We start from the raw sequence: 23,195 nt of genomic DNA on the forward strand, positions 1-23,195 counted from the left end.
CCGAGGCTTACCACCATTTCGACGGTTTTGCCACAAAACCAGCGGCGTTTTCCAACGCATAGGCGGTATTGAGCAAGTCTCCCTCGTCCCAGGGCCGACCGATCAGTTGCAGACCCAGCGGCAGCCCTTGTTTATCGAGTCCTGCAGGCACCGAGATCCCTGGCAGACCGGCAAGGTTCACAGTCACGGTGAAGACGTCGTTCAAATACATTTGAACGGGATCAGCCTCGGTCATCTCGCCCAGACCGAAGGATGCGGACGGGGTGGCCGGGGTCAGAATCGCGTCAACACCTGCGGCGAAGACATCCTCAAAGTCTTTCTTGATCAGAGTGCGGACCTTGCGGGCCCGGTTGTAGTAGGCGTCGTAAAAGCCCGCCGACAGCACATAGGTGCCCACCATCACACGGCGCTGCACCTCATGGCCGAAGCCCTCGGCGCGGGTTTTCTCGTACATTTCGGTGATGCCGTCACCCTGCGACAGCTGCGCGCGGCGGCCATAACGTACGCCATCATAGCGGGCGAGGTTCGAGGACGCCTCGGCAGGCGCAATCACATAGTAGGCAGGCAGCGCGTATTTGGTGTGCGGCAGCGAGATATCGACGATCTCGGCGCCAGCGTCTTTCAGCATCGCGGCGCCATCGGACCAGAGCTTTTCGATCTCGGCAGGCATACCGTCCATGCGGTATTCTTTCGGGATACCGATCTTTTTGCCTTTGATGTCGCCGGTCAGCATCGCCTCAAAATTCGGGACGGCCAGTTCAGCGCTGGTGGAATCCTTGGCGTCATGGCCACACATGGTTTCCAGCATGATCGCCGCGTCGCGTACGTTTTTGGTCATCGGACCGGCCTGATCCAGCGAGGAGGCAAACGCGACGACGCCCCAGCGCGAGCAACGGCCATAAGTCGGCTTGATACCGGTGATACCAACAAAAGCTGCAGGCTGACGGATCGAACCGCCGGTATCGGTGCCGGTCGCGGCCAGACACAAGTCAGCGGCCACAGCAGACGCCGAACCACCCGACGAGCCGCCCGGTGTCAGCTGCGCATCATCATTGCCGCGACGCCACGGGCTGACAGCGTTGCCATAAACGGAGGTTTCGTTGGACGAGCCCATGGCGAATTCGTCCATGTTCAGTTTGCCCAGCATGACAGCACCGGCATCGGCCAGTTGCTGAGACACGGTGGATTCGTATTCGGGTTTGAAGCCTTCCAGAATTTTGGATGCCGCCTGCGAGGGCACGCCCTTGGTGCAGAACAGATCCTTGATGCCGATCGGCAGACCACACATCGACGGCGCGTCGCCACCTTTGATCCGCTCATCTGCAGCCTTGGCGCGTTCCAGCGCGATCTCGGGCGTTTTGTGGACAAAAGCGTTCAGCGCGTCGGCGTCATCAATGGCTGTCAGGCAGGATTCGGTCAGTTCTACCGAGGTCACGTCACCCTTGCGCAGCGCATCGCGAGCCTCGGCCAGGCCCAGTTTGTTCAGATCGCTCATGTCTTACTCCACCACTTTGGGGACTGCGAAAAAGCCTTCGCGGGCGTCGGGGGCGTTGGCCAGAACCTTGTCCTGCTGGTTTCCGTCGGTGACCACATCCTCACGACGTTTCAGGCGCATCGGCTCGACCGAGACCATCGGCTCGACGCCTTCGACATCCACTTCGTTCAGTTGCTCGATGAACCCAAGGATGGTGTTGAACTCGGACGCCAGCGCGGGCAGCGCGTCATCCTCGACCTTGATCCGGGCCAGTTTGGCCACCTTGGCGGCGGTGCTTTGGTCAATCGACATCGGAAAACCTCATATGCGTTAGGGGGCATTTACCCGTCCGAGGTCCGGGTCGCAAGAGCGCGATAAGGTCTGCCCTGGCATCATCTGACATGGCCTCTTTTCCATTTTGCATACCTCCCATGCAAAAAAGTAAACCGTTTAGTTCATTTTTACTCTTGAAAAACTAAACTGAACTGTTCATTTCTATTGCACGGCACAGCCAAAACCCGGAGTAGAGACATGAAACCCTTCCTGATTGCATTTGTAGTGGCCACCACTGTTGTAGCGTCGCAAGCACAGGCTTTTGGCCCAACAATGAATACCCTGACACCTGATCTGACCTTCCCCACTCCTGCCCCCGAGGTTGTCAGCCAGGATCAGGTCAAGACGAACAAGTGATAGACCCCCTGCCCCGGGTCGGGTGATAACTGCCCGACCCGGACGGCAACAATTGACTGCTGCTCTTTTCGACGCGACCCGCTACGGTAGACCGAGTGATGCGCCGAACCGTAAGATTGGTTCGGCAAGAACCAACGGAGCAGAAGATGAGCGCGCGCAAGCAAGCCGTTCTGGACGCGATTGATGCGGCCAACAGGCAAGACCCCAACATCGAAGACGGCCAACCGGTCGAGCTGATCTATGGTCAACGCATGAGCACTGAGATGGACAGGCTGTTCCCTGACGCCTCGGACATGTTGCAGATTGCCGCGCGCGGGCAACACGTTGAACGCTGGAAGCTGGCGCGCAACGAATATCCCGAAGGCCGCGCCGGATATCTGGCCTGGCGCAAGGCACAGGGTGTCCATCACGCTGAGGTTGTCATGGGCCTGATGCAGCAGGCCGGATACGACGCGGATGATATCGACGCGACCGGTCGCATGCTACGCAAGCAAGGCATCAAGCGCGATGATGAAGTTCAGGCGCTTGAGGATGTCATCTGCTTTGTATTCCTGAAATGGTATTTCGCGCCTTTCGCCGCAAAACACTCGGCCGAAAAGATTCAGAGAATTGTCGAAAAGACAGCCCGGAAGATGTCAGCCGAAGGCCGCGCGCGGGTTCTGCAAGAGTTCGATCTGCCCGAAAACCTGGCTGCTGCGTTTCAGGACTGAGACGCGCGGGTTAGGTGCCTACGATAAACCTCGATCATCCAGCCCAGCATGGTGGCGTTCAGGATGTGCCACATGAAATGCGTGCCCAGCGGGAGCTGCATACATAGAGGCTCATCCAAAGCGCGGAAGGTGATCGAGGCGATCAGTATAGCCGCGCCAATCGCTAGCCCTCGGGCCGTTTCCGGTGTGCGATTGCGAAGAAGAAACGCGTAAATCAGAATCAGCAGAGGCACCGGAGCGTATGCAGCTGACCCTCCCAAACCCGGAACCAGTTGAAACAGCGGCAGGGTTGCGGCCGTATAGGGAATGATAAGCGCGGTCACCATCGCGGCGGGCAGAGGACGCATCTGCCAGACGTCCCGATTGATCGCAAAGATATAGACCAGAATATACAGAAGGATCGGCGCGACATCGGCCATCGCAGCCCAGACCCGCGCGTGGGTGTGAAACAGATAGCTGCCGATCCCGATCGTGGCGAGAAACAACACCAGTAGCATGGCCAGAGGCATCCCCTGCCCGCGCACCCTGCGCCACATGATGAAAGCTGCGATCAGGAACGCGGCGTTGGTCACCGCGTTGATCGGCTCGGCCCAATAGGCGGGGGTAAGGCGTTCGCAATACCCGTCAATTTCCTGAAACCAATCCATGAACTTTTACATAACGGATGCTAGTGTGATGCCAATAGGCATCGCAGGAGGATTTCTCATGAACATCATTTGGTTGGGCCATGGCAGCTTTCGCATTGAAACCGAAGGTCAGGTGCTACTGGTCGACCCGTGGCTGACCGGCAACCCGTCTCTGCCCGAGGATCAGCATGATGCGGCCGTTGAAGGTGCCACGCATATCCTTCTGACCCACACGCATTTCGACCATGTCGTCGACATCCTGCCTTTGGCCAAACACCTGAAGGTACCGGTGGTCGGTCAGTATGACCTCATGGGCTATTGGGCCGAGGCCGAAGGGATCGAGACCATCGGCTTCAACAAAGGCGGAACAGTCAATCTGAATGGCATCAAGGTCACGATGGTGCCTGCCTCGCACAGTTCGACCTTTTCGACCCCGGACGGGCTGCGCACCGGCGGCAGTGAGGTTGGGTTCATGATCGCAGCCGAGGGGCGCATGCTCTATGTCTCGGGCGACACCGATGTCATGGCGGATATGGATTGGATGGGGGACTACTACAAACCCGATATCGGCATTCTGTCCGCCGGCGGACATTTCACAATGGATATGACAGCCACCGCCTATGCCGCCAAACGGTATTTCAATTTCAAAACGGTGATTCCCTGCCACTACAAAACTTTCCCCATTCTTGAGCAATCCGCGCAGACACTGATCGACGGCCTGCCCGGTGTGGACGTGATCGAGCCTGAAGTCATGAAAGCGATCGCCCTCTGATGCCGGCGTCAGATTTTAGCGCGCAGGAATACGCAGACCGCCTGAGCAAGACCCGCGCGGCGATGAACGCGCGCGGGATTGAGACTCTGCTGGTCACCGACCCGTCCAACATGGCCTGGCTCACCGGGTATGACGGCTGGAGTTTCTACGTCCCCCAGATGGTGATCTTGCCTGCACAAGGGGCGCCTCTGTGGTGGGGGCGCACGCAGGACAAGGCCGGCGCCGCGCAGACCACGTGGCTAGAAGCGTCGGATTTGCTGGACTGGCCGGAAGAACACGTCCAGCATCCCGACCACCATCCGGTCGACGCTCTGGTTCTTGCGCTGCGCGACCGGGACTGGACCCGAGGGCTGGGCGTCGAGATGGACAATTACTACTACTCCGCCGCCAGCCACCGCATTCTTGAGCGCGCCTTCGGTGAAACGATCGATGCCACGGGTCTGGTGAACTTGCAGCGTGCGGTCAAAAGCGACGCCGAGATCGACATGATGCGCAAGGCGGGCCAGTTGACAGCGCATATGCATGGGGTGCTGCGCGAGGCGTTTCGCGAAGGCCTGCCTAAAAACCAACTGGTCGCCCAAGTGCAGGCAGCAGGCATCACGGGCCTGCCCGGTTTGGCGGGCGACTACCCGGCGATTGTGCCGATTGCACCCTCGGGGCGTGAAGCCTCGGCTTCGCATATCACCTGGAATGACCGGCCTTTGGCGCGCGGAGAGGCCACCTATTTCGAGATCTCCGGCTGCTATCGACGGTATCACTGCCCGGCCAGCCGCAGTCTGTTTCTGGGCGATCCACCGGATGACATCCGCCGGGCCGAAGCGGCGGTTCTGACGGCAATTGAGGCCACTCTGGCAGCCGCACGCCCCGGCACCACATGCGAGGAAGTCGCCACCTGCGTCTATGACAGTTTCGCCCGCGCCGGATATGAAAAGGCCAACCGCACCGGTTATCCCATCGGCCTCAGCTACCCGCCCGACTGGGGAGAGCGCACGATGAGCCTGCGTCCCGGCGACACCACGGTATTGCAGGAAAACATGACGTTTCACCTGATGCCGGGACTGTGGACTCCGGACTGGGGGCTGGCGATAACCGAAAGCTTTGTCGTGACGCCGGAGGGCGGCCAACCGCTGGCCGATATCCCGCGTGAGATGGTGGTTAAACCCTAGTAGTCACGTTGGCTCGCGAAAAAGCGCCTGAGCAGGTCGGCCGCCTCGTCGGCTGCGATGCCATCATAGACCTCTGGCTTGTGATGGGCCTGCGGGTGCGCAAAAACCCGTGCGCCATGGGCGACTCCACCTGATTTCGGGTCGGACGCCCCGTAGTAGATGCGGCGGATGCGTGCTGCGGCCAAAGCCGCGGCGCACATCGCGCAAGGCTCCAACGTCACATAGAGGTCATGACCGGGCAGCCTTTCTGAGCCTGCCTCGGCGCAGGCGGCGCGTAGAGCCAGTATCTCGGCATGGGCGGTCGGGTCGTTCAGCTCTCGCGTGCGATTCCCGGCAGAGGCAACAACCCGGCCGTCGGACGCGACGATCACCGCGCCGACGGGAACCTCCCCCCGTTCGGCGGCCGCGCGGGCCTCGGCCAGCGCCTTGTCCATATGCGATTTGAACACCATGCCCCTGACTGCCTCAGAAACCTGCCTTTCGCAAGCGGGCGGGATGGGGTATGGCCCTGCCATGAGCAACACCCCTCCTCCAGGCGACCGGATCGCCAAAGTCCTGGCCCGTGCTGGCGTAGCCTCGCGGCGCGAGGCGGAACGCATGATCGAAGCAGGCCGCGTCAGTGTGAACGGCAAGGCTATCAAAAGCCCTGCCCTGAACGTGACCGGCAAAGACAGGATCACCGTCGACGGCAAACCGGTATCGGAACCCGAACCCTCACGCCTGTGGCTGTATTACAAGCCGACCGGTCTGGTGACCACGACCAAGGATGAAAAAGGCCGCGCGACGATCTTTGACGAACTGCCCGAAGGCATGCCTCGGGTGATGTCTGTTGGCCGGTTGGATCTAAACTCCGAAGGGCTGTTGCTGCTGACCAATGATGGCGGCATCAAACGCAAGCTGGAGCTTCCCTCAACCGGTTGGCTGCGGAAATACCGCGTTAGGGTGAATGGACGCCCCAAGGACGAGGATTTCGCCCCCCTGCGCAAAGGTCTGGTGATCGAGGGCGAAAGGTTTCAGCCCATGACCGTCTCGCTTGATCGTCAGCAGGGCGCGAATGCCTGGCTAACCATCGGCCTGCGCGAAGGCAAAAACCGCGAGATCCGCCGCGCGATGGAGGATATCGGCTTTACCGTGAACCGCTTGCTGCGCGTATCTTACGGGCCGTTCCAACTGGGCGACCTGAAACCGGGTGAGGTTGAAGAGGTCCGCCGCCGCGTAATGCGCGATCAGCTGGGTCTGGATGGGGGTGAAAAACCCGAAGGAACGGCGAAACGCGCGACCCGACCGCAGCGAAAACGCCCTCCGATCGGCAAGAAACCCCGCAAGTGATGCGGGTTTGACAACCTTCCCCCTAGCGCCAAGCCCTCGTATCCCCTAAATTTTCTGTGAGTGCTGCTATTTGGGGGGCTGAATGTCCGGGAGCGGAGTGCAAAAACTGGCCTATGCGGCCCTTCTGGTGCTGCTGTTTGGCGTCTGCACCGGCCTGCTTGGGGGTCTGTAGCCATGGCCAAACGCTTTGGCGGCAAATACAGCCCTCAGGGTCAGGAATCGTCGGATAGCCCGCTGCCGCGCGGCCAGTTTGACAATGCTCGGGTTGAACCTGCAGGCGCGCGGGCAAACATCCTGTTCATCCCCGCGATCCCTCTGGTCTTTTTGTCGCTGAATGACGGCGCGATTGGCATGACCATGGGCCTTGTTGCCGCAGGCATTCTGACAGCCGCCGCGTTTTTGCTGCGCGAAGGGTTGCGGGCCGAGGCCGCTTATAACGCCCGCAAAACCGCGCGTCGCCCAGCCTTCCCTCGTAAGATCTTCGCAAGCGTTCTGACCGGGCTTGGGGCAGCGCTCGCGTCCTACCGTACGGAGTTTCTGGACGCTGAGACCGCGGCGCAAGCAAGCCTTGTAGCCCCGATCCTGTTTGGCGCCGCCGCCGCTACCCTACATTCCGTATCCTTCGGCTTGGACCCCATGAAAAACAAGGGGATGGAGGGTGTCGACACGTTCCAGCAAGACCGTGTCGCCCGCGTCGTCGATGATGCAGAAAAGCATCTGGCTGAGATGACGGATGCAATCAAACGCGCCGGAGATCGACGGATTGAGGCGCGTGTCGAACGGTTTCAGGACACCGCCCGTGATCTGTTCCGCACGGTCGAAGAAGATCCGCGCGATCTGGCGGGCGCACGGAAATATCTGACCGTCTATCTACAGGGGGCACGTGATGCGACGGTCAAGTTCGCGGATGTATATGCCCGCACCCGCGACGGGCAGGCCTTGGCAGACTACTCCGCCCTATTGGATGATCTGGAACAGAATTTCGCCGCGCGTACGCGCAAAATGCTATTGGATGACCGCAGTGATTTGACGGTCGAAATCGACGTGCTGCGTGAAAGACTGCAGCGCGAAGGCGTCCGGCTGGACTGACCGGCCCTTTATATTTGAGCGAGGAACTCCCCTATGTCCGACGAGATCAAGAACAAAGCGGTTGAGGCCGAAACACTGGTACAAGAGGTCACCGCGGTGGCCCTGCCCGAACCACAGGCCGAGGTCGTCTCGCTTGAAGAGGCCGACGAACCCGTCAGCGCCGAGATCCGCAAGCGGATGGATGAGATCGACATGGGCAACACCAATTCGATCGTCGCCTTCGGCTCGTCCGCGCAGGCCGAATTGCAAGAGATCAGCCAAGCCATGCTGGCAGATGTGCGCAATAAGGATGTTGGCCCCGCGGGCGACAGTCTGCGCAACATCGTCACCACGATCCGGGGGTTCTCGGTCAGTGAGCTGGACGTGCGGCGCGAACGCAGCTGGTGGGAGAAACTGCTGGGTCGCGCGGCCCCATTCGCCAAATTCACGGCCCAATACGAAGAGGTGCAGGGCCAGATCGACCGTATCACCGACGATTTGCTGTCTCACGAACACACTCTTTTGAAAGACATCAAATCGCTGGACCTGCTCTATGAAAAAACGCTGGGGTTCTATGACGAACTGGCGCTTTACATCGCTGCGGGCGAGGAAAAGCTGACCGAGCTGGACAGCCACGACATCCCCGAGAAAGAAGCCGAGGTTCAGGCAGCACCCGAAGATCAGCAGGTCATGAAAGCGCAGGAGCTGCGCGACATGCGCGCCGCGCGCGACGATCTGGAACGCCGGGTGCATGACCTGAAACTGACCCGGCAGGTGACGATGCAGTCACTGCCCTCGATCCGGTTGGTGCAAGAGAACGACAAATCTCTGGTGACGAAGATCAACTCGACCTTGGTCAACACGGTTCCCCTGTGGGAAACCCAGTTGGCGCAGGCCGTCACCATCCAGCGCAGCGCCGAAGCCGCCGCTGCCGTGCGCGACGCCAATGATCTGACCAACGAGCTTCTGACCTCGAACGCGGCCAACCTGCGTGAGTCGAACAAGATGATCCGCGAAGAGATGGAGCGTGGCGTGTTCGACATCGAGGCCGTCAAACAGGCCAACGCGGACCTGATCGGCACGATCAATGAAAGCCTGGCGATCGCGGACGAAGGCAAAGCCAAACGCGCAGCTGCCGAGCAAGAGCTTCAGAAGATGGAGGCCGAATTGCGCGACACGCTGGCCGCCGCCAAGGCACGGCGTGACGGGACCGGCGACAATGCCGGAACGGCTGTTCCGGGATAAGGTGGGCTGGGCGTGCTGCCTTTGAGCTGTCTCAAAACGGGCCTTGGTGTTCTGGGGCTTCTAGCGCTTGCGGGGTGCGATGAGGCGCTGACCTCTTCGGTCGTTCCGCAGGTGCGGCCATCGGCCCCGCCGACTGCGGCAAACGCCTATGTGCCACCTTCGGCCGCCAGTCAGGACCTCGCGCGGTTCTATCAACGGATCGAACGGGACCTACTTACCCGCGGCCTGTTGCGTACCGATGGCGGAGGACCAGACACCCCTTATGACGCCGACGACCTGAGCCGGAACTTTGAGGCCATCGCTTTTTACAGCGAATATCCTGATCACACTGTCTCGCTCGGGTCGCGGCAAACGGATGGGCAACTCAGCCGCTGGTCAGGACCTGTTCGTATCCAGACCGAATTCGGACCCTCGGTCCTGCCCGCGACCCGCACCAGTGACGCGGATCAGGTTCAATCATATGCTGCGCGGCTGGCCAAACTGACTGGCCATCCGATCTCGACCGTCAGTCGCAAAGCCAATTTCCACGTGTTTTTCGCCGGCAAAGACGACAGCGCCTATGTTGTCACGCGTCTCAAGGAACTGGTGCCCAACATCAGTCAAGCCTCTCTGGATTTAGTCGCCAACCCGCGCGCGAGTTTCGACTGTTTTGTGTTCGCCTCGGCCACCCGCAACGATCCGAACAAATACGTGCGCGCAGTGACGCTGATCCGGTCGGAACTGCCCGATCTGGTGCGGCGTAGCTGTATTCACGAAGAGATTGCGCAAGGGCTGGGCCTGTCCAATGACAGCCCTGCCGCGCGGCCTTCGATCTTCAACGATGATGACGAGTTTGCCTTGCTGACAAGTCATGATGAGAAACTACTGACAATGCTCTACGATCCGCGTCTTACGCCCGGAGTGACGGTCGATCAGGCCCGCCCTGTGGTGCGGATCATTGCGCGTGAATTGATGGGGCAGCCGCTCTGACCCCAAGGACAGGAGAACCCAAATGGGAATTTTCGATTTTCTGACCGGAGAGTTTATCGACGTTATTCACTGGGTCGATGACACCCGAGACACCATGGTCTGGCGGTTCGAACGCGAAGGGCACGAGATCAAGTATGGTGCCAAGCTGACCGTCCGCGAGGGTCAGGCGGCGGTGTTTGTCCATGAAGGGCAACTGGCGGATGTGTTCACGCCCGGTCTCTATATGCTCGAGACCAACAACATGCCGATCCTGACGACCTTACAGCACTGGGATCACGGCTTTCAGTCCCCATTCAAATCCGAGATCTATTTCGTCAACACCACGCGGTTCAATGATCTGAAATGGGGCACCAAGAACCCGATCATGCTGCGCGACCCGGAATTCGGACCAACCCGCATTCGGGCCTATGGCACCTATACGGTACGGGTGAAAGACCCGGCAAAATTTCTGGTCGAGATCGTCGGAACCGATGGTGAGTTTACCATGGACGAGATCAGCTTTCAGGTCCGCAACATCATCGTGCAAGAGTTCAGCCGCGTGATCGCCGGGTCCGGCATTCCGGTTCTCGACATGGCCGCGAATACGGCCGATCTGGGCAAACTGATTGCAGCCGAAGTCTCGCCCGTGTTGGAAGGCTATGGGCTGGAGATGCCTGAGTTCTACATCGAAAACATCTCGCTTCCGCCTGCGGTAGAGGCCGCGTTGGACAAGCGCACCTCTATGGGACTGGCGGGTGATCTGGGCAAGTTCACCCAGTATTCCGCCGCCGAGGCGATGACGGCAGCAGCCAACAACACCGGTCAGGGCGGCGGCATGGGTGCCGGTCTTGGCATGGGAATGGGCATGGCGATGGCCAATCAGATGGCGAACATGGCAGCGGGCCAACCGAGCGGCCCGTGGGGGTCGCCCGCCCCCGCTGCCCCGCAAACATCCGCGCATGCGGCCCCGCCGCCCCCTCCACCCGTTGAGCATGTATGGCATATCGCGGTGGACGGACAGACCAGCGGGCCGTTCTCGAAGGCCAAGATGGGGCGTATGGCCACGGACGGAGAACTGACACGCGAGACACATGTCTGGACCGCTGGTCAGGATGGCTGGAAAAAAGCCGGTGAGGTGCAGGAGTTGGCGCAACTGTTCACGATCCTGCCCCCGCCTCCGCCGGGTGCGTAGGCAGTAGCAGGCGGACGGATGACTGAAGAACACCGCTTTCCCTGCGACCAATGTGGCGCGGACTACCGGTTCAATCCCGGCGATGGCACGTTGACCTGTGACCATTGCGGCCACTCCGAACCCATTGGCTCAGGCCCATGGGGCGGCGCAAGCCTGCGCGAGCTGGATTTTGACGCCGCCATCGCCGACCGTCTGCCCGACAGCGAGATTGAGGAAACGCGGGTTCTGTCCTGTCCGAACTGTGCCGCTCAGGTCGAGTTCGACCCGAATACCCACGCAGCGGAATGTCCGTTCTGTGCCACTCCTGTGGTGACGGATACAGGCGTCAACAGGCATATCAAACCCAAAGGCGTCCTGCCTTTTGCGCTGGATGAACGGTCCGCCCATAAGGCGATGGGGGATTGGCTGGGTCGGCTTTGGTTCGCGCCGAACGGGCTGAAGGACTATGCTCGCAAGGGGCGAAAAATGCAGGGCATATATGTGCCCTACTGGACCTTCGACGCGGACACCAAATCCAGTTATCGCGGCGAACGCGGCACCGTCTACTACGAAACGCGCACCGTCATGCGCGACGGGAAGCGGGTGCAACAACAGGTGGCCAAAGTGCGCTGGAGCCCGAAATCCGGTCGTGTCGCGCGGTTCTTTGATGACGTTCTGGTGTTGGCGTCACGCTCTCTGCCCAAGAAATATACAGACGCGTTGGAGCCCTGGGATCTGCCCGCACTTGAACCCTACCAGCCGCAATACCTGGCGGGGTTCCGGGCCGAGGCGTATTCGGTCGAGTTGCCCGATGGGTATTCCGAGGCGCGGGCACATATGGCGCGCGTGATCGAGCGTGACGTGCGCTTTGACATCGGTGGCGACCGGCAGCGTATTCACGCGGTGGACACGGATGTACGCGATGTGACGTTCAAGCATATCCTGCTGCCCATCTGGATGGCTGCCTATAAGTATCGCGGGCAAACCTATCGGTTTGTGGTCAACGGGCGCACTGGCCGGGTGCAGGGGGAACGACCGTGGTCTGCGATCAAGATAACCATTGCGGTGGTCCTTGGCCTGCTGGTGGCAGCAGGCGTGGGGTACGTGATGGCGACGTCGCAGGGGTGAGCCCAGCAAAATCACACAGGCAGACGTTTTCCCGACTACGCGCAAGACGCTGGATGACAAGTGGGCCTCCGGCGGCTAAACCGACTGCTGAACGCATGCGATTTGGGGAGAGCGATGCGCGCAGTCTTACAACGGATCTCTAGAGCGTCAGTCTCGGTGGATGGCGCTGTTGTCGGTCAATCGGGACCGGGCCTGATGATTCTCGTATGCGCGATGCAGGGCGACAGCGAAGAGAATGCCTCGAAACTTGCTGCGAAAATCTCCAAGCTGCGAATCTTCAAGGATGACGCCGGTAAAATGAACCGGTCTGTTGTGGACATTGGCGGCTCGGCCTTGGTTGTCAGTCAGTTTACCCTTGCTGCGGATACGGCCAGCGGTAACCGGCCCGGATTCTCGCAGGCCGCTGCGCCGGATGTCGGGAAACACCTTTATGAAACCTTTACCAAGAACCTCGCCGCTTGCGGAATCGCGGTCGAGACAGGGCAATTTGGGGCCGACATGGCCGTCGAACTGGTCAATGATGGGCCAGTGACAATCTGGATGGAGAATTGATGACCCGCGCTGAACAGGCAATCGCACTCTGGCAAGCCGGAGTCGCGGCGGTAGACGGATACACGGCAACCCGCAAAGCACTCTCCGATGTTGCAAAACCGGATCGGATTCTGGCAGTTGGCAAACCCGCGGCGGCGATGGCCCGAGCGGCATTGGATCATTTCGGAGACATCCCAACGCTGGTGGTCACCAAGGACGATCATGGGCGCGACCTGCCGGAGGGCGTCGAGGTGATCGAGGCCTCACATCCAGTCCCGGACAGCCGCAGCCTTGCAGGCGGCAGGGCACTACGCCTTGCGGTTGAGGCTATGCCGTCTGAGGCGCACCTGCTGCTGTTGGTGTCGGGCGGCGCGTCCTCGCTGGCCGAAGATTTGATAGGTGGCAAAACGCTTGAGGATCTGAAGGCGTTGAACAAAAAGCTGCTCTCCGAGGGACTTGATATCGGGTCGATGAATGCGGAACGACGCAAGATTTCGCAAGTCAAAGGCGGAGGATTGCTGTCCCGGCTCAAAGGCCGAAAGGTCACGGTTCTGGCGATCTCGGACGTGCCGGGGGATGATCTGAACGTTATCGGCTCGGGCATCGGTGCGCTGCCTGAACAAGTCTCTTACGAGGCCGAAGCGCAGATCATTGCCTCGAACGCCCATGCACGTGCGGCGGCTGCCGAAGCGGCCGAGGATGCGGGTCTGTCGGTGCTGGCCAATGAAGAGGCCCTGCATGACGATTATCAGGCTGTTGCCACAGCGCTCGGTGAGAAACTGCGGCAGATGGGATCAGGCGTCATGGTTTTCGGCGGCGAGCCGACTGTTGTGCTGCCCCCAAACCCCGGACAGGGTGGGCGCAATCAGGCTTTGGCACTGGCTCTGGCGCATGAGATTTCCGGCCTTGAAAATATCACGGTCGTGGTCGGAGGAACCGACGGAACAGATGGCCCAACCAACGCAGCGGGCGGGGTCGTTACTGGCGCCACTTGGGCCAAAGGCGCGGACGAGGCGCTGGCCGCCGCCGATAGTGGGGCCTTCCTGGAAAACGCAGGCGCTTTGCTGGTGACCGGGCCGACGGGAACCAATGTCATGGACCTGATTGTCGCAATTCGGGATTAGAATGACGTATTCTCCCGATACCGACCAAGGCAACCAATAGATCATTTTCGTCATAGCGGAGGAAGCGAAGACACGGCGCTATGACGGCTTTGATAAACACGGTATTGTCAGGCAAGGCACATTTGCGACACGGAATTCCACTTGCCCGACCCGCTGAAATGCGTCAACGTTGACTCACGCGTCAATAAAAAGCCCGAAAACGGGCGAACACAATCAACTGGGAGCTTCTGAATGAACGAACAACTCACTCACATGTCCAAACAGGTGACGGCAGGCAAACTGACCCGTCGCGAGTTCATGGGCAAAGCCGCCGCTCTTGGCGTTTCGGCAGCCATGGCAAGCACGATGTTCGCCGACGCGGCCCGTGCAGCCGGCCCGAAAAAGGGTGGCGATCTGAAATTCGGCCTGCAGGGCGGCGAATCGACCAACTCGCTGGATCCGGCAACCTATGCAAGCTCGGTCCCGTTCCAGAACGGCAAACAGTTTGGCGACCAACTGGTCGAAGTTGCACCCGACGGCACGATCGAACCACGCCTTGCCGAAAGCGTCGAAGGCAGTGCAGACGCGAAGGTCTGGACCTTCAAGCTGCGTCAGGGGGTCGAGTTCCACAACGGCAAGACCATGACCAGCGAAGACGTGCTGAAAACCATGCAGCGCCACTCGAACGAAGACTCCAAGTCCGGTGCATTGGGCATCATGAAGGGCATCGAGTCGATGAAGGCCGATGGCGACAATTTCCAGGTCACCCTGTCCGAGCCCAACGCCGACCTGCCCTATCTGATGGCCGACTATCACCTGATCATTCAGCCGGATGGCGGCATGGAGAACCCGGCAGCCGGTATCGGCACAGGTCCCTACAAGCTGGAAGTTGATGAGCCCGGCGTCCGTCACCTGTTCACCAAGAACGAAAACCACTGGAACAGCGATTTCGGCAACTTCGACAGCGTCGAAGTGGTTGTCATCAACGACGCAACTGCCCGGACAGCCGCGCTGCAATCGGGTCAGGTTCACGCAGTGAACCGCGTCGAGCCCAAAGTTGCCGACCTGCTGGGCCGCGCGCCAAACCTGACTGTTCATTCGACCGCCGGTCGTGGCCACTATGTGTTCATCATGCATTGTGACACGGCTCCGTTCGACAACAACGAACTGCGCACGGCTCTGAAGTATGCCATCAACCGCGCGGATCTGGTGGACAAAGTTCTGCGCGGGTATGGCTCGATCGGGAATGACATGCCGATCAACGCGGCTTACCCACTGTTCGATGAGACCATCGAACAGCGTGAGTTCAGCGTTGAAAAAGCGGCAGAGCACTACAAGAAATCCGGTCACGATGGATCGCCGATCATTCTGCGCGTTGCAGATGGCGCCTTCCCCGGTGCTGTGGATGCGGCGGCGCTGTTCCAGCAAACCGCTGCTCAGGCAGGTATCCCGCTGGAAATCAAGCGTGAACCCAATGATGGCTACTGGTCGGAAGTTTGGAACGTTCAGCCGTTCTGTGCCTCTTACTGGGGTGGTCGTCCGGTCCAGGACCAGATGTATTCGACCGCGTACCTGTCGAGCGCAGATTGGAACGACACGCGCTTCAAGGTTCAGGCCTTCGACGACTTGCTGTTCGCAGCGCGCGCCGAACTGGACGCGGAGAAACGCAAGGGTATCTACAGCCAGATGGGCCAGATGGTCCGCAACGAAGGCGGCCTGATTTGCCCGATGTTCAACGACTTTGTCGAAGGCATCAGCAACCAGCTGGACGGTTGGGAATCTGATCCGACGCAAGAAATGATGAACGGCAACATCTCGCGCAAGATGTGGTTCGTATAACTCGGGCAACGGATAATGCATCCTATCATCAAACTGGTTTCCCAGCGCCTTGCGCTGGGACTCCTATTGCTGCTCGGCGCTTCGGCTCTGATTTTTGGCCTGACCGAAGCCCTTCCCGGAGACGCCGCGCAAGCCGTCCTGGGGCAGTCCGCAACCCCTGAGGCCCTTGCAAACCTACGAGAAGAGATGGGCCTGAACCGCCCTGCCCTAACCCGCTATTTCGAATGGTTGGGTGGCATCGCGCAAGGCGATCTGGGGCAATCCCTCACCAATAAACTCGATATCTCCGAGAGTATCGGCAAACGCCTCGGTAATACACTATTCCTTGCTTGCGTCGCTGCGATCGTTTCTGTTCCGCTTGCGATCTTCTTGGGCCTTCTGGCCGTCCGGTTCCGCAATCGCTGGCCCGACAAGTTGATCTCGGCGATTACTCTGACAACCGTTTCAATCCCCGAGTTTCTGATCGGTTACGTGGTGATCTACTTTATCTCTGTTAAACTGGGCTGGTTCTCATCCCTGGCGATGATCAACGATTCCATGACCTTCGGGCAGAAGCTGAATGCAATTGCCCTGCCGGCTTTCGTTCTGACGCTGGTGGTTCTGGCGCAAATGATGCGCATGACCCGCGCGGCCATTCTGAACCTCATGCAATCGGCCTATATCGAAACCGCCGAGCTTAAGGGCCTGAGCACCTTTCAGGTCATTGCACGCCACGCCTTCCCCAATGCGATTTCCCCTATCGTGAACGTTGTGATGCTGAACCTGGCCTATCTGGTTGTCGGTGTCGTCGTGGTCGAGGTTGTGTTCGTCTATCCTGGCATGGGGCAGTATCTGGTGGATGCGGTGACCAAACGTGACGTGCCCGTCGTGTTGGCCTGTGGCGTCGTATTCGCGGCCGTCTATATCGGCCTGAACATGGTTGCCGATATCGTGTCGATCCTTGCCAACCCAAGACTGAGGCATCCGAAATGATAAAGAACATTCCTCTTTCGGCACTGATTGGCCTCTTGTTCACTGGCGCCTATTTCTTTGTGGCCATCGCGGCCCCCCTGATTGCGCCCTATGGAATGGCAGAAGTCGTCGGTGATGTGTGGGAGCCTGCCAGCGCCGAACATCTGCTGGGTACGGACAATATCGGGCGGGACCTACTGACCCGCATGATCTATGGCGGGCGCACGACGATCTTCATCGCTGCCGCCGCAACCTTGCTCAGTTTTCTGACCGGTACGTCTCTGGGTTTGCTGGCCGCCGTTCTGGGCGGATGGGCGGATCAGGCACTCAGCCGGACTGTTGACCTGATCATGTCGATCCCGACCCTGATCCTGGCGCTGGTTATTCTGGCCATCGTTCCGGTGACCGTTCCGATCCTGATCCTTGTGATGGGTCTGCTGGACGCAACCCGCCCCTATCGACTGTCGCGCTCGGTCGCGGTGGACATCAACGTGATGGACTACGTCGAAGCCGCGAAACTGCGCGGTGAAGGGCGCGCATGGGTTATCTTCCGGGAAATCCTGCCCAACGCTCTGTCGCCTCTGGTGGCCGAGTTCGGTCTGCGGTTCATCTTCATGGTTCTGTTTATCTCGACCCTGTCCTTCCTAGGCCTGGGCGTGCAACCGCCGCTGGCGGACTGGGGCGGCATCGTGAAGGAAAACAAGGACGGTATCGTCTATGGCATCGGCGCTGCTCTGTGGCCCGCAGTGGCTATCGCGACGCTGGCCATCTCGGTCAACCTTGTGGCTGACTGGGTTCTGAACCGCACCACATCGCTGAAAGGAGGCCGGGGATGAGCGACGATATCCTTCTCAAGGTCCGCGACCTCAAGATCGGCGCGACCGTCTATCCGCCGGGCGAAAAGCCCCATGACATCGAAATCGTGCATGGGGTCAGCTTTGACCTCGAACGCGGCAAGGTGCTTGGGCTTATCGGTGAATCCGGCGCTGGTAAATCCACCATCGGTCTGGCCTCGATGGCCTACGGCCGCGGTGGTGTGAATATCACCGGCGGCGAGGTCTGGGTAAACGGGCGCGATATCCTCAAGACATCTCATGGGGATATCCGCAAGCTGCGTGGGGGTGAGGTCACCTATGTGTCGCAATCCGCTGCCGCGTCGTTCAACCCTGCCAAAAGGATCATGGATCAGGTCGTCGAAGCGGCGGTCGAGCAGAAGAAATTCACTCGCAAACAGGCCGAGGCCCGTGCACGTGAACTCTTCGCCAAGCTGGGCCTGCCCGATCCGGACAATATCGGCAGTCGCTACCCGCACCAGGTTTCCGGTGGTCAGCTGCAACGCTGCATGACCGCGCTGGCCTTGTGCCCTGAGCCAGATCTGGTGGTGTTCGACGAACCAACCACGGCCTTGGACGTGACCACCCAGATTGACGTTCTGATGGCGATCAAAGAAGCCATTGCGGATACCGGCGTCGCAGCCTTGTATATCACTCACGACCTGGCGGTTGTGGCGCAGGTCAGCGACGACATCATGGTTTTGCGGATGGGCGACACCGTCGAGTACGGCAATACTGATCAGATCATCAACAACCCGCAGGAAGACTACACCAAGGCCCTGGTCTCGGTCCGGTCTATCGAACATGAAGAGAAAAAGCCGACCTCAGAGCCGGTTCTTCAGGTCGACGGTATTACCGCACGCTACAAGGGTCTGAACTTCGATGTTCTGCACAACGTCAATGTTGAGCTCCATCCGGGGCAGACTTTGGCGGTCGTGGGCGAATCCGGCTCGGGTAAGTCCACTTTGGCACGTGTGATCACCGGCCTGCTGCCGGCACGTGAGGGTGAGATCACCTTCAACGGGCGCAAGCTGAGCTCGGATCTGAAGGGGCGTACACGCGAAGACCTGCGTGAGCTGCAGATGATCTATCAGATGGCGGACACGGCGATGAACCCGCGTCAGACAGTCGGCACGATCATCGGCCGCCCGTTGGAGTTCTACTTCAACATGCGCGGAGCCGAGAAACGCAAACGCGTTGTCGAGCTGCTGGATGAGATCGAACTGGGCGAAAAGTTCATCGATCGCTATCCGGCGGAACTATCCGGCGGACAGAAACAGCGTGTCTGTATCGCGCGGTCACTGGCGGCCAAGCCTAAGATGATCATCTGTGATGAGGTCACTTCGGCCCTTGATCCACTCGTAGCTGACGGCATCCTGAAGCTGCTGCTGGACCTGCAGAAGATCGAGGATGTGGCTTACCTATTCATCACCCATGATCTGGCGACGGTCCGAGCGATCAGCGACAGCATCGCGGTGATGTATCAGGGTCGCGTCGCGCGCTACGGCTCGAAATCTCAGGTGCTTAGCCCGCCGTTCGACGACTACACCGACCTGCTGCTCAGCTCGGTCCCCGAGATGGAGCTTGGCTGGCTGGAAAAAGTGGTTGCCAACCGGAAGATGGAGGCGGCAGGGAACTAACCGCTGCCTCAACCAAAGCTATGAAATCCCGGCACTTGTCACAAACAGGTGTCGGGATTTTACTATTCGGGGCGGGAATAGGCAGCCCAAGTGCAACGAATCTTCTAGGGTCGCCCGAAACACTCTCGAAAAGGGTCAGAACATGGACCGCAAACTCCTCCTCATCATTCTGGACGGCGTCCCGTGGCGCAACTTCCGCCGGTTGTTCGGCAACCTCGAAGGCTGGGTCGATAGTGGTGAGGCCCGCGTATGGAAGCTCCGCTCGGTCCTGCCATCGACCTCGGCCAGTTGCTATGCCTCGATCCACACGGGCGTGACCCCGCAGGAACATGGCTGTACCGGCAACGGCAATGTCTTCCGCCTGAGCCATAAGGACGTTTTCAGCCAGGTCCGCGAGGCCGGAGGCGTGACCGGAGCCGTCACCCACAGCTATTGGTCGCAGTTCTTCAACCGTCATCCGTTCGACTATGTGCGCGACGTGGAATATGACGAGCCGGACAGTAAGACCATCAATCACGGGCGGTTCCACAGCATGACCGGCTATGGCAAGGCCAACCAGATGACGCCCTGTGACGTCGATCTGTTTGCCACTCTGACGAACCTGTGCCTGCGCCATGGGTTGGACTATGGCATCCTGCACACCTGCACCTTGGACAGCATGGGTCATCGCTTCTTCCACGATTGTGAGGAAATGGATCATGCGTGCTTCGTGATGGATGAGATGCTGGCCCCCTTCATTCCGAACTGGCGCAAGCTGGGCTATGAGGTCATCGTCACCGCAGATCACGGGCAGGACGAACGCGGCCACCACGGCGGGCGGAGCCCGTTGCAACAGGAAACCGCACTGTATTATTTCGGCGACGCAGAAGGCCCCGAGGCCGATACGGTGATCGACCAACTACAGCTTGCCCCTACCATCCTAACCCGTATGGGCGCGCCGCTGGCGGAAACGATGAAGGCCAAAGCGTTCCTGAGCTGATCAGAACGCTACGCGGACTCATCCGGCGACAGGAATGTTCTGAACAGGACAGGGCATTCCTGTTCTAATCTGGAACCCAGATCGGTTAGTCGTAGGACCAAATCCCCTGCCCCAGAGCCTCAATGGCGATGGAAATTCGTTCAAAACTATCCGCAGCGCGTTTGACCGAGGTTCGGGCGCGCAGATAACCGTGGACAAGGCCCGGTTCGTTGATCCACTCAGCGCGTCCTCCAGCAGACTGGATCGCGGCACAATAGTCTGATCCATCATCCCTGAGAGGGTCGCAATCGGCGGTGATGACAACGGTCGGCGGCAAGCTCGAGAAGTCGGTATCCTGAAGCGGGGCAAAAGTTGGATCGCCGCTTGGGGCTGGCCCCCCGCATCTAACTGCTTCGTAGAACTTGATATCCTGAAGCGTCAACAACGGCGCATGCGCGTGTTCGATATACGAACCTTTGGACGTATCACCGCCCAGCCCGGGGTAGATCAAGACCTGCCCCAAGATAGTCTCTAGCCGACCCCGCGCGTGATGAGCGACACATGCCGCCAGATTGCCCCCTGCACTGTCACCCGCCAGAATCATCGGGTCGCCAAATTCGTCCGCCGCCCAGTTTGTAGCAGTCCAACAGTCCTGAAACTGGGCCGGATGCACGTTTTCGGGGCACAGGCGATAGTCGACTGCGACAATCCGATATCCGGTCTGTGCGCAAATCTCGGCGCAGACATCATCGTGGCTATCCAGCCCGCCGACGACGAAACCGCCGCCATGGAAATAGACGACGGTTCGTGTCGGTTGACCTGCGGTATAAAGGCGGACCGGCACGCCATTGGCGGACAGGTCCTGCACCGCCACCCCTTCGGGTCGCGGCTGGCGAAAATCCTGACACATCTTGTCATAAACCTTGCGCTGGTCTTCGATTGACAGATCCACCGCATCGTCAGGATAGCTTTCAGCCGTGCGTCTTATGAACGCCCAAGTTTCCTCATCAATTAGACGTTCATAATCCATGTTCCCTCCCGGTTAGGCTGCCCACTCCCACGGCCGGGTATAAGCGCCCAGCACTTTGCTGACATCGTCCTCGGATGTGCCGTTCGCGTCAAGCTGCGCGACCAGGCCACGCTTCTTGTCGTCGATGACCGAGACGACACGGGCATCAACGCCAGCTTGCTCAAGCGCGCCATTGTAGATCCGGGTGATCGCGTGCTTGCGCAGATCAGGTTTGAACACCTTACCAACCGCGGTCTTGGGCAATTCGGTCAGAATTGTCATGTGCTTGGGCTGAGCCGCGCGTTCATGAACATGGACCTTACAGAACTCCATCAACGCCTCTTCGGTCACCGAAGCTCCCTCCACCAGTTCTACGAATGCGCAAGGCACCTCACCGGAATGGGCGTCGGGCTGACCAATGGCACCTGCGAAGGCCACGGCCTCATGCCCTAGCAGGGCCTCTTCGATCTCGGCAGGATCAATATTATGTCCGCCACGAATGATCAGGTCCTTGGCACGACCGGTGATCCAGAGGTACCCGTCGTCATCAAAGCGACCCAGATCGCCTGTGCGCAGATACTTGTCGTAGTGGTACAGGTTCTCGTTCTTGTCGGTTTCTGTATAGGTATTGCCTGCAAAGACACCGGGGTTCGAAACGCAAATCTCTCCAATCTCATCCACCGCGCATTCCTTGGGACCGTCCGGGCCGTCCTGCAGGATTTTGACATCGGTGTAGGGGAAGGGAATCCCGATCGAGCCGATCTTTTTCTCACCATCCACCGGGTTGCACGAGACAAGGCAGGTGGCCTCGGTCAGGCCATAACCTTCGACGATGGTCACGCCCGTTGCCTCTTCGAACCGCCGGAACAATTCCACCGGCAGCGGGGCCGAGCCGGAGAACGCCGTTTTCACCGAGGAAATATCAGCATCCACGGGTCGCTGCATCTTGGCCGAGATCGCGGTGGGCACGGTGATGATGAAACTGACCTTCCAACGTTCGATCAGCTTCCAGAAATTGTCGAACACGCCATCGCCGCGATAACCCTGAGGTGTCGGGAAAATCACATGCGCGCCCGAGGACACGGCCGCCATCCAGATCACATGCACGGCAAAGACGTGGAACATCGGCAGCGGGCACATGATGACGTCGTTTTCGTCGAACAACAGCGTATTGCCCAGCCAGCCATTGTAGATCAGGCCCGAATATTTGTGCTGCGCCACCTTCGGCATGCCGGTCGTGCCGCCGGTGTGGAAGTAGCAGGCCACCCGGTCCTCGGTGCTGTCTGCGAAGGTCAGTGTCGTGGGCTGTTTGGCCAATTCCTGATTGAAGTTCTTATAGTCCGCATGCGCGAGCTTTGCCTTGTCGCCCATTTTTGGGCGCAGGAACGGGACGATCCAGGATTTCGGCGGTGTCAGATAGCGGTTCAGGTCAATCTCGAGAATGGTGTTGACCTTGGGCGCATGGCGCACGGCCTCTTCCACCTTCTGCGCCACATCCGTTTTCGGGAAGGACTTGAGCGTGACGACAACCTTAGCGCCAGTCTCGCGCAGAATGGCGGCGATCTGTTCCGGCTCGAGCAGCGGGTTGATCGGGTTTACGATACCGGCCACGGCACCGCCCATCAGGGTCACCAGCGTCTCGTTACAATTTGGCAGGATATAGGCCACCACGTCGTTTTCGCCGATCCCGAGCGAGCGAAACAGGTTGGCCGCCTGATTGACCTGCCCTAGAAGGTTGGACCATGTCAGCGTCTCGGCCTTGTCATTCGGACCTGAAAACAGCTGAAAACTGACCGCGTTGTGGTTTGGAAATTTCTCTGCGGTGCGCGATAGCAGCTGGTGGAACGTCACCGGCAGGTCGCGGTCCTCCCATGCCATTTCCTGTTCAATACGCGCTTTGTCTTCCTTGCCAACAAAGGCCATGTGGCTCCTCCCCGTGTTTTATTCTCCCGCGCGCCACACGCGGAGTGATCTTACCTCAGATGGGATCACAACCTTGGCGGC

23 protein-coding genes are annotated in these 23,195 nt (G+C 59.5%); 17 read left to right on the forward strand and 6 right to left on the reverse strand.

Going from position 1 to position 23,195, the window contains the following annotated elements:
- Positions 1-7 precede the first annotated feature (7 nt).
- Both gatA and gatC read right to left on the reverse strand, forming a co-directional pair.
- Complete coding sequence (gatA, locus tag ACR0IP_RS17715) at positions 8-1,495, reverse strand: Asp-tRNA(Asn)/Glu-tRNA(Gln) amidotransferase subunit GatA (protein WP_480526989.1); 1,488 nt, start codon at positions 1,493-1,495, stop codon at positions 8-10.
- 3 nt (positions 1,496-1,498) lie between these two features.
- Positions 1,499-1,786, reverse strand: coding sequence for an Asp-tRNA(Asn)/Glu-tRNA(Gln) amidotransferase subunit GatC (gatC, locus tag ACR0IP_RS17720; protein ID WP_170325838.1), 288 nt, complete (start codon positions 1,784-1,786; stop codon positions 1,499-1,501).
- A 219-nt stretch (positions 1,787-2,005) separates the two neighbouring features.
- Between gatC and ACR0IP_RS17725 the strand changes: the two genes are divergently transcribed.
- Both ACR0IP_RS17725 and ACR0IP_RS17730 read left to right on the forward strand, forming a co-directional pair.
- Positions 2,006-2,164, forward strand: a complete 159-nt coding sequence (locus ACR0IP_RS17725; protein WP_170460730.1) for a hypothetical protein — start codon at positions 2,006-2,008, stop codon at positions 2,162-2,164.
- Between the two features lie 146 nt (positions 2,165-2,310).
- On the forward strand, positions 2,311-2,874 hold the full coding sequence (locus tag ACR0IP_RS17730; protein ID WP_425085575.1) for a DUF4202 domain-containing protein: 564 nt from the start codon (positions 2,311-2,313) through the stop codon (positions 2,872-2,874).
- Here the strand turns inward: ACR0IP_RS17730 and ACR0IP_RS17735 are convergent.
- Positions 2,865-3,521: a ceramidase domain-containing protein gene (locus tag ACR0IP_RS17735; protein ID WP_480526991.1), complete on the reverse strand. Its 657-nt coding sequence runs from the start codon at positions 3,519-3,521 to the stop codon at positions 2,865-2,867. The two genes, ACR0IP_RS17730 and ACR0IP_RS17735, sit on opposite strands and share 10 nt — an antisense overlap.
- A 58-nt stretch (positions 3,522-3,579) precedes the next feature.
- On the opposite strand from ACR0IP_RS17735, the gene ACR0IP_RS17740 reads away from it, so the two are divergent.
- Together ACR0IP_RS17740 and ACR0IP_RS17745 are read left to right on the forward strand one after the other, a co-directional pair.
- The gene (locus tag ACR0IP_RS17740) at positions 3,580-4,272 is read left to right on the forward strand and encodes a metal-dependent hydrolase (protein ID WP_480526993.1); all 693 of its coding nucleotides are present in this window, start codon (positions 3,580-3,582) and stop codon (positions 4,270-4,272) included.
- Positions 4,272-5,438 carry a M24 family metallopeptidase gene (locus tag ACR0IP_RS17745; protein ID WP_480526995.1) on the forward strand — a complete coding sequence of 389 codons (1,167 nt, stop codon included), beginning with the start codon at positions 4,272-4,274 and terminating at the stop codon, positions 5,436-5,438. Before ACR0IP_RS17740 ends, ACR0IP_RS17745 begins: the two co-directional genes overlap by 1 nt.
- Here ACR0IP_RS17745 and ACR0IP_RS17750 read toward each other — a convergent pair.
- Entirely contained in the window at positions 5,435-5,890 is a 456-nt protein-coding gene (locus ACR0IP_RS17750) for a nucleoside deaminase (RefSeq protein WP_170662116.1), read from the reverse strand. The genes ACR0IP_RS17745 and ACR0IP_RS17750 overlap by 4 nt on opposite strands.
- A 61-nt stretch (positions 5,891-5,951) precedes the next feature.
- Here ACR0IP_RS17750 and ACR0IP_RS17755 point away from each other — a divergent pair, with 61 nt between their 5' ends.
- The 13 genes from ACR0IP_RS17755 (at position 5,952) to ACR0IP_RS17815 (ending at position 20,203) form a co-directional block, all read left to right on the forward strand.
- Positions 5,952-6,767, forward strand: coding sequence for a pseudouridine synthase (locus tag ACR0IP_RS17755; RefSeq protein ID WP_480526998.1), 816 nt, complete (start codon positions 5,952-5,954; stop codon positions 6,765-6,767).
- Positions 6,768-6,941: 174 nt separating this feature from the next.
- Entirely contained in the window at positions 6,942-7,856 is a 915-nt protein-coding gene (locus ACR0IP_RS17760) for a 5-bromo-4-chloroindolyl phosphate hydrolysis family protein (RefSeq protein ID WP_170691737.1), read from the forward strand.
- A 33-nt stretch (positions 7,857-7,889) separates the two neighbouring features.
- Positions 7,890-9,080, forward strand: coding sequence for a toxic anion resistance protein (locus ACR0IP_RS17765; protein WP_170374831.1), 1,191 nt, complete (start codon positions 7,890-7,892; stop codon positions 9,078-9,080).
- 12 nt (positions 9,081-9,092) lie between these two features.
- Positions 9,093-10,049 (forward strand): DUF2927 domain-containing protein, encoded by a 957-nt coding sequence (locus ACR0IP_RS17770; RefSeq protein WP_480527000.1) that lies wholly within the window; start codon positions 9,093-9,095, stop codon positions 10,047-10,049.
- Between the two features lie 22 nt (positions 10,050-10,071).
- Positions 10,072-11,220 (forward strand): SPFH domain-containing protein, encoded by a 1,149-nt coding sequence (locus ACR0IP_RS17775; RefSeq protein WP_170662122.1) that lies wholly within the window; start codon positions 10,072-10,074, stop codon positions 11,218-11,220.
- Positions 11,221-11,238: 18 nt separating this feature from the next.
- Positions 11,239-12,327 carry a TFIIB-type zinc finger domain-containing protein gene (locus ACR0IP_RS17780; RefSeq protein WP_170662124.1) on the forward strand — a complete coding sequence of 363 codons (1,089 nt, stop codon included), beginning with the start codon at positions 11,239-11,241 and terminating at the stop codon, positions 12,325-12,327.
- A gap of 114 nt (positions 12,328-12,441) precedes the next feature.
- Positions 12,442-12,879, forward strand: coding sequence for a D-aminoacyl-tRNA deacylase (dtd, locus tag ACR0IP_RS17785; RefSeq protein WP_170691732.1), 438 nt, complete (start codon positions 12,442-12,444; stop codon positions 12,877-12,879).
- Positions 12,879-13,982 (forward strand): DUF4147 domain-containing protein, encoded by a 1,104-nt coding sequence (locus ACR0IP_RS17790; protein WP_170691730.1) that lies wholly within the window; start codon positions 12,879-12,881, stop codon positions 13,980-13,982. The genes dtd and ACR0IP_RS17790 overlap by 1 nt, the downstream gene beginning before the upstream one ends.
- Before the next feature lie 231 nt (positions 13,983-14,213).
- On the forward strand, positions 14,214-15,800 hold the full coding sequence (locus tag ACR0IP_RS17795) for an ABC transporter substrate-binding protein (RefSeq protein WP_170691728.1): 1,587 nt from the start codon (positions 14,214-14,216) through the stop codon (positions 15,798-15,800).
- Between the two features lie 15 nt (positions 15,801-15,815).
- Positions 15,816-16,772, forward strand: coding sequence for an ABC transporter permease (locus ACR0IP_RS17800; protein WP_170374804.1), 957 nt, complete (start codon positions 15,816-15,818; stop codon positions 16,770-16,772).
- Positions 16,772-17,587, forward strand: a complete 816-nt coding sequence (locus ACR0IP_RS17805) for an ABC transporter permease (RefSeq protein WP_170375341.1) — start codon at positions 16,772-16,774, stop codon at positions 17,585-17,587. The genes ACR0IP_RS17800 and ACR0IP_RS17805 overlap by 1 nt, the downstream gene beginning before the upstream one ends.
- On the forward strand, positions 17,584-19,224 hold the full coding sequence (locus ACR0IP_RS17810) for an ABC transporter ATP-binding protein (RefSeq protein WP_480527003.1): 1,641 nt from the start codon (positions 17,584-17,586) through the stop codon (positions 19,222-19,224). Before ACR0IP_RS17805 ends, ACR0IP_RS17810 begins: the two co-directional genes overlap by 4 nt.
- Positions 19,225-19,366: 142 nt before the next feature.
- Complete coding sequence (locus ACR0IP_RS17815) at positions 19,367-20,203, forward strand: alkaline phosphatase family protein (RefSeq protein WP_480527006.1); 837 nt, start codon at positions 19,367-19,369, stop codon at positions 20,201-20,203.
- Between the two features lie 85 nt (positions 20,204-20,288).
- Here the strand turns inward: ACR0IP_RS17815 and ACR0IP_RS17820 are convergent, their stop codons facing one another.
- Positions 20,289-21,212: an alpha/beta hydrolase gene (locus ACR0IP_RS17820; RefSeq protein WP_480527008.1), complete on the reverse strand. Its 924-nt coding sequence runs from the start codon at positions 21,210-21,212 to the stop codon at positions 20,289-20,291.
- A 12-nt stretch (positions 21,213-21,224) separates the two neighbouring features.
- Positions 21,225-23,114: an acyl-CoA synthetase gene (locus ACR0IP_RS17825; protein ID WP_480527010.1), complete on the reverse strand. Its 1,890-nt coding sequence runs from the start codon at positions 23,112-23,114 to the stop codon at positions 21,225-21,227.
- Positions 23,115-23,195: the final 81 nt, after the last annotated feature.

Source organism: Ruegeria sp. AL11, from assembly GCF_056540865.1.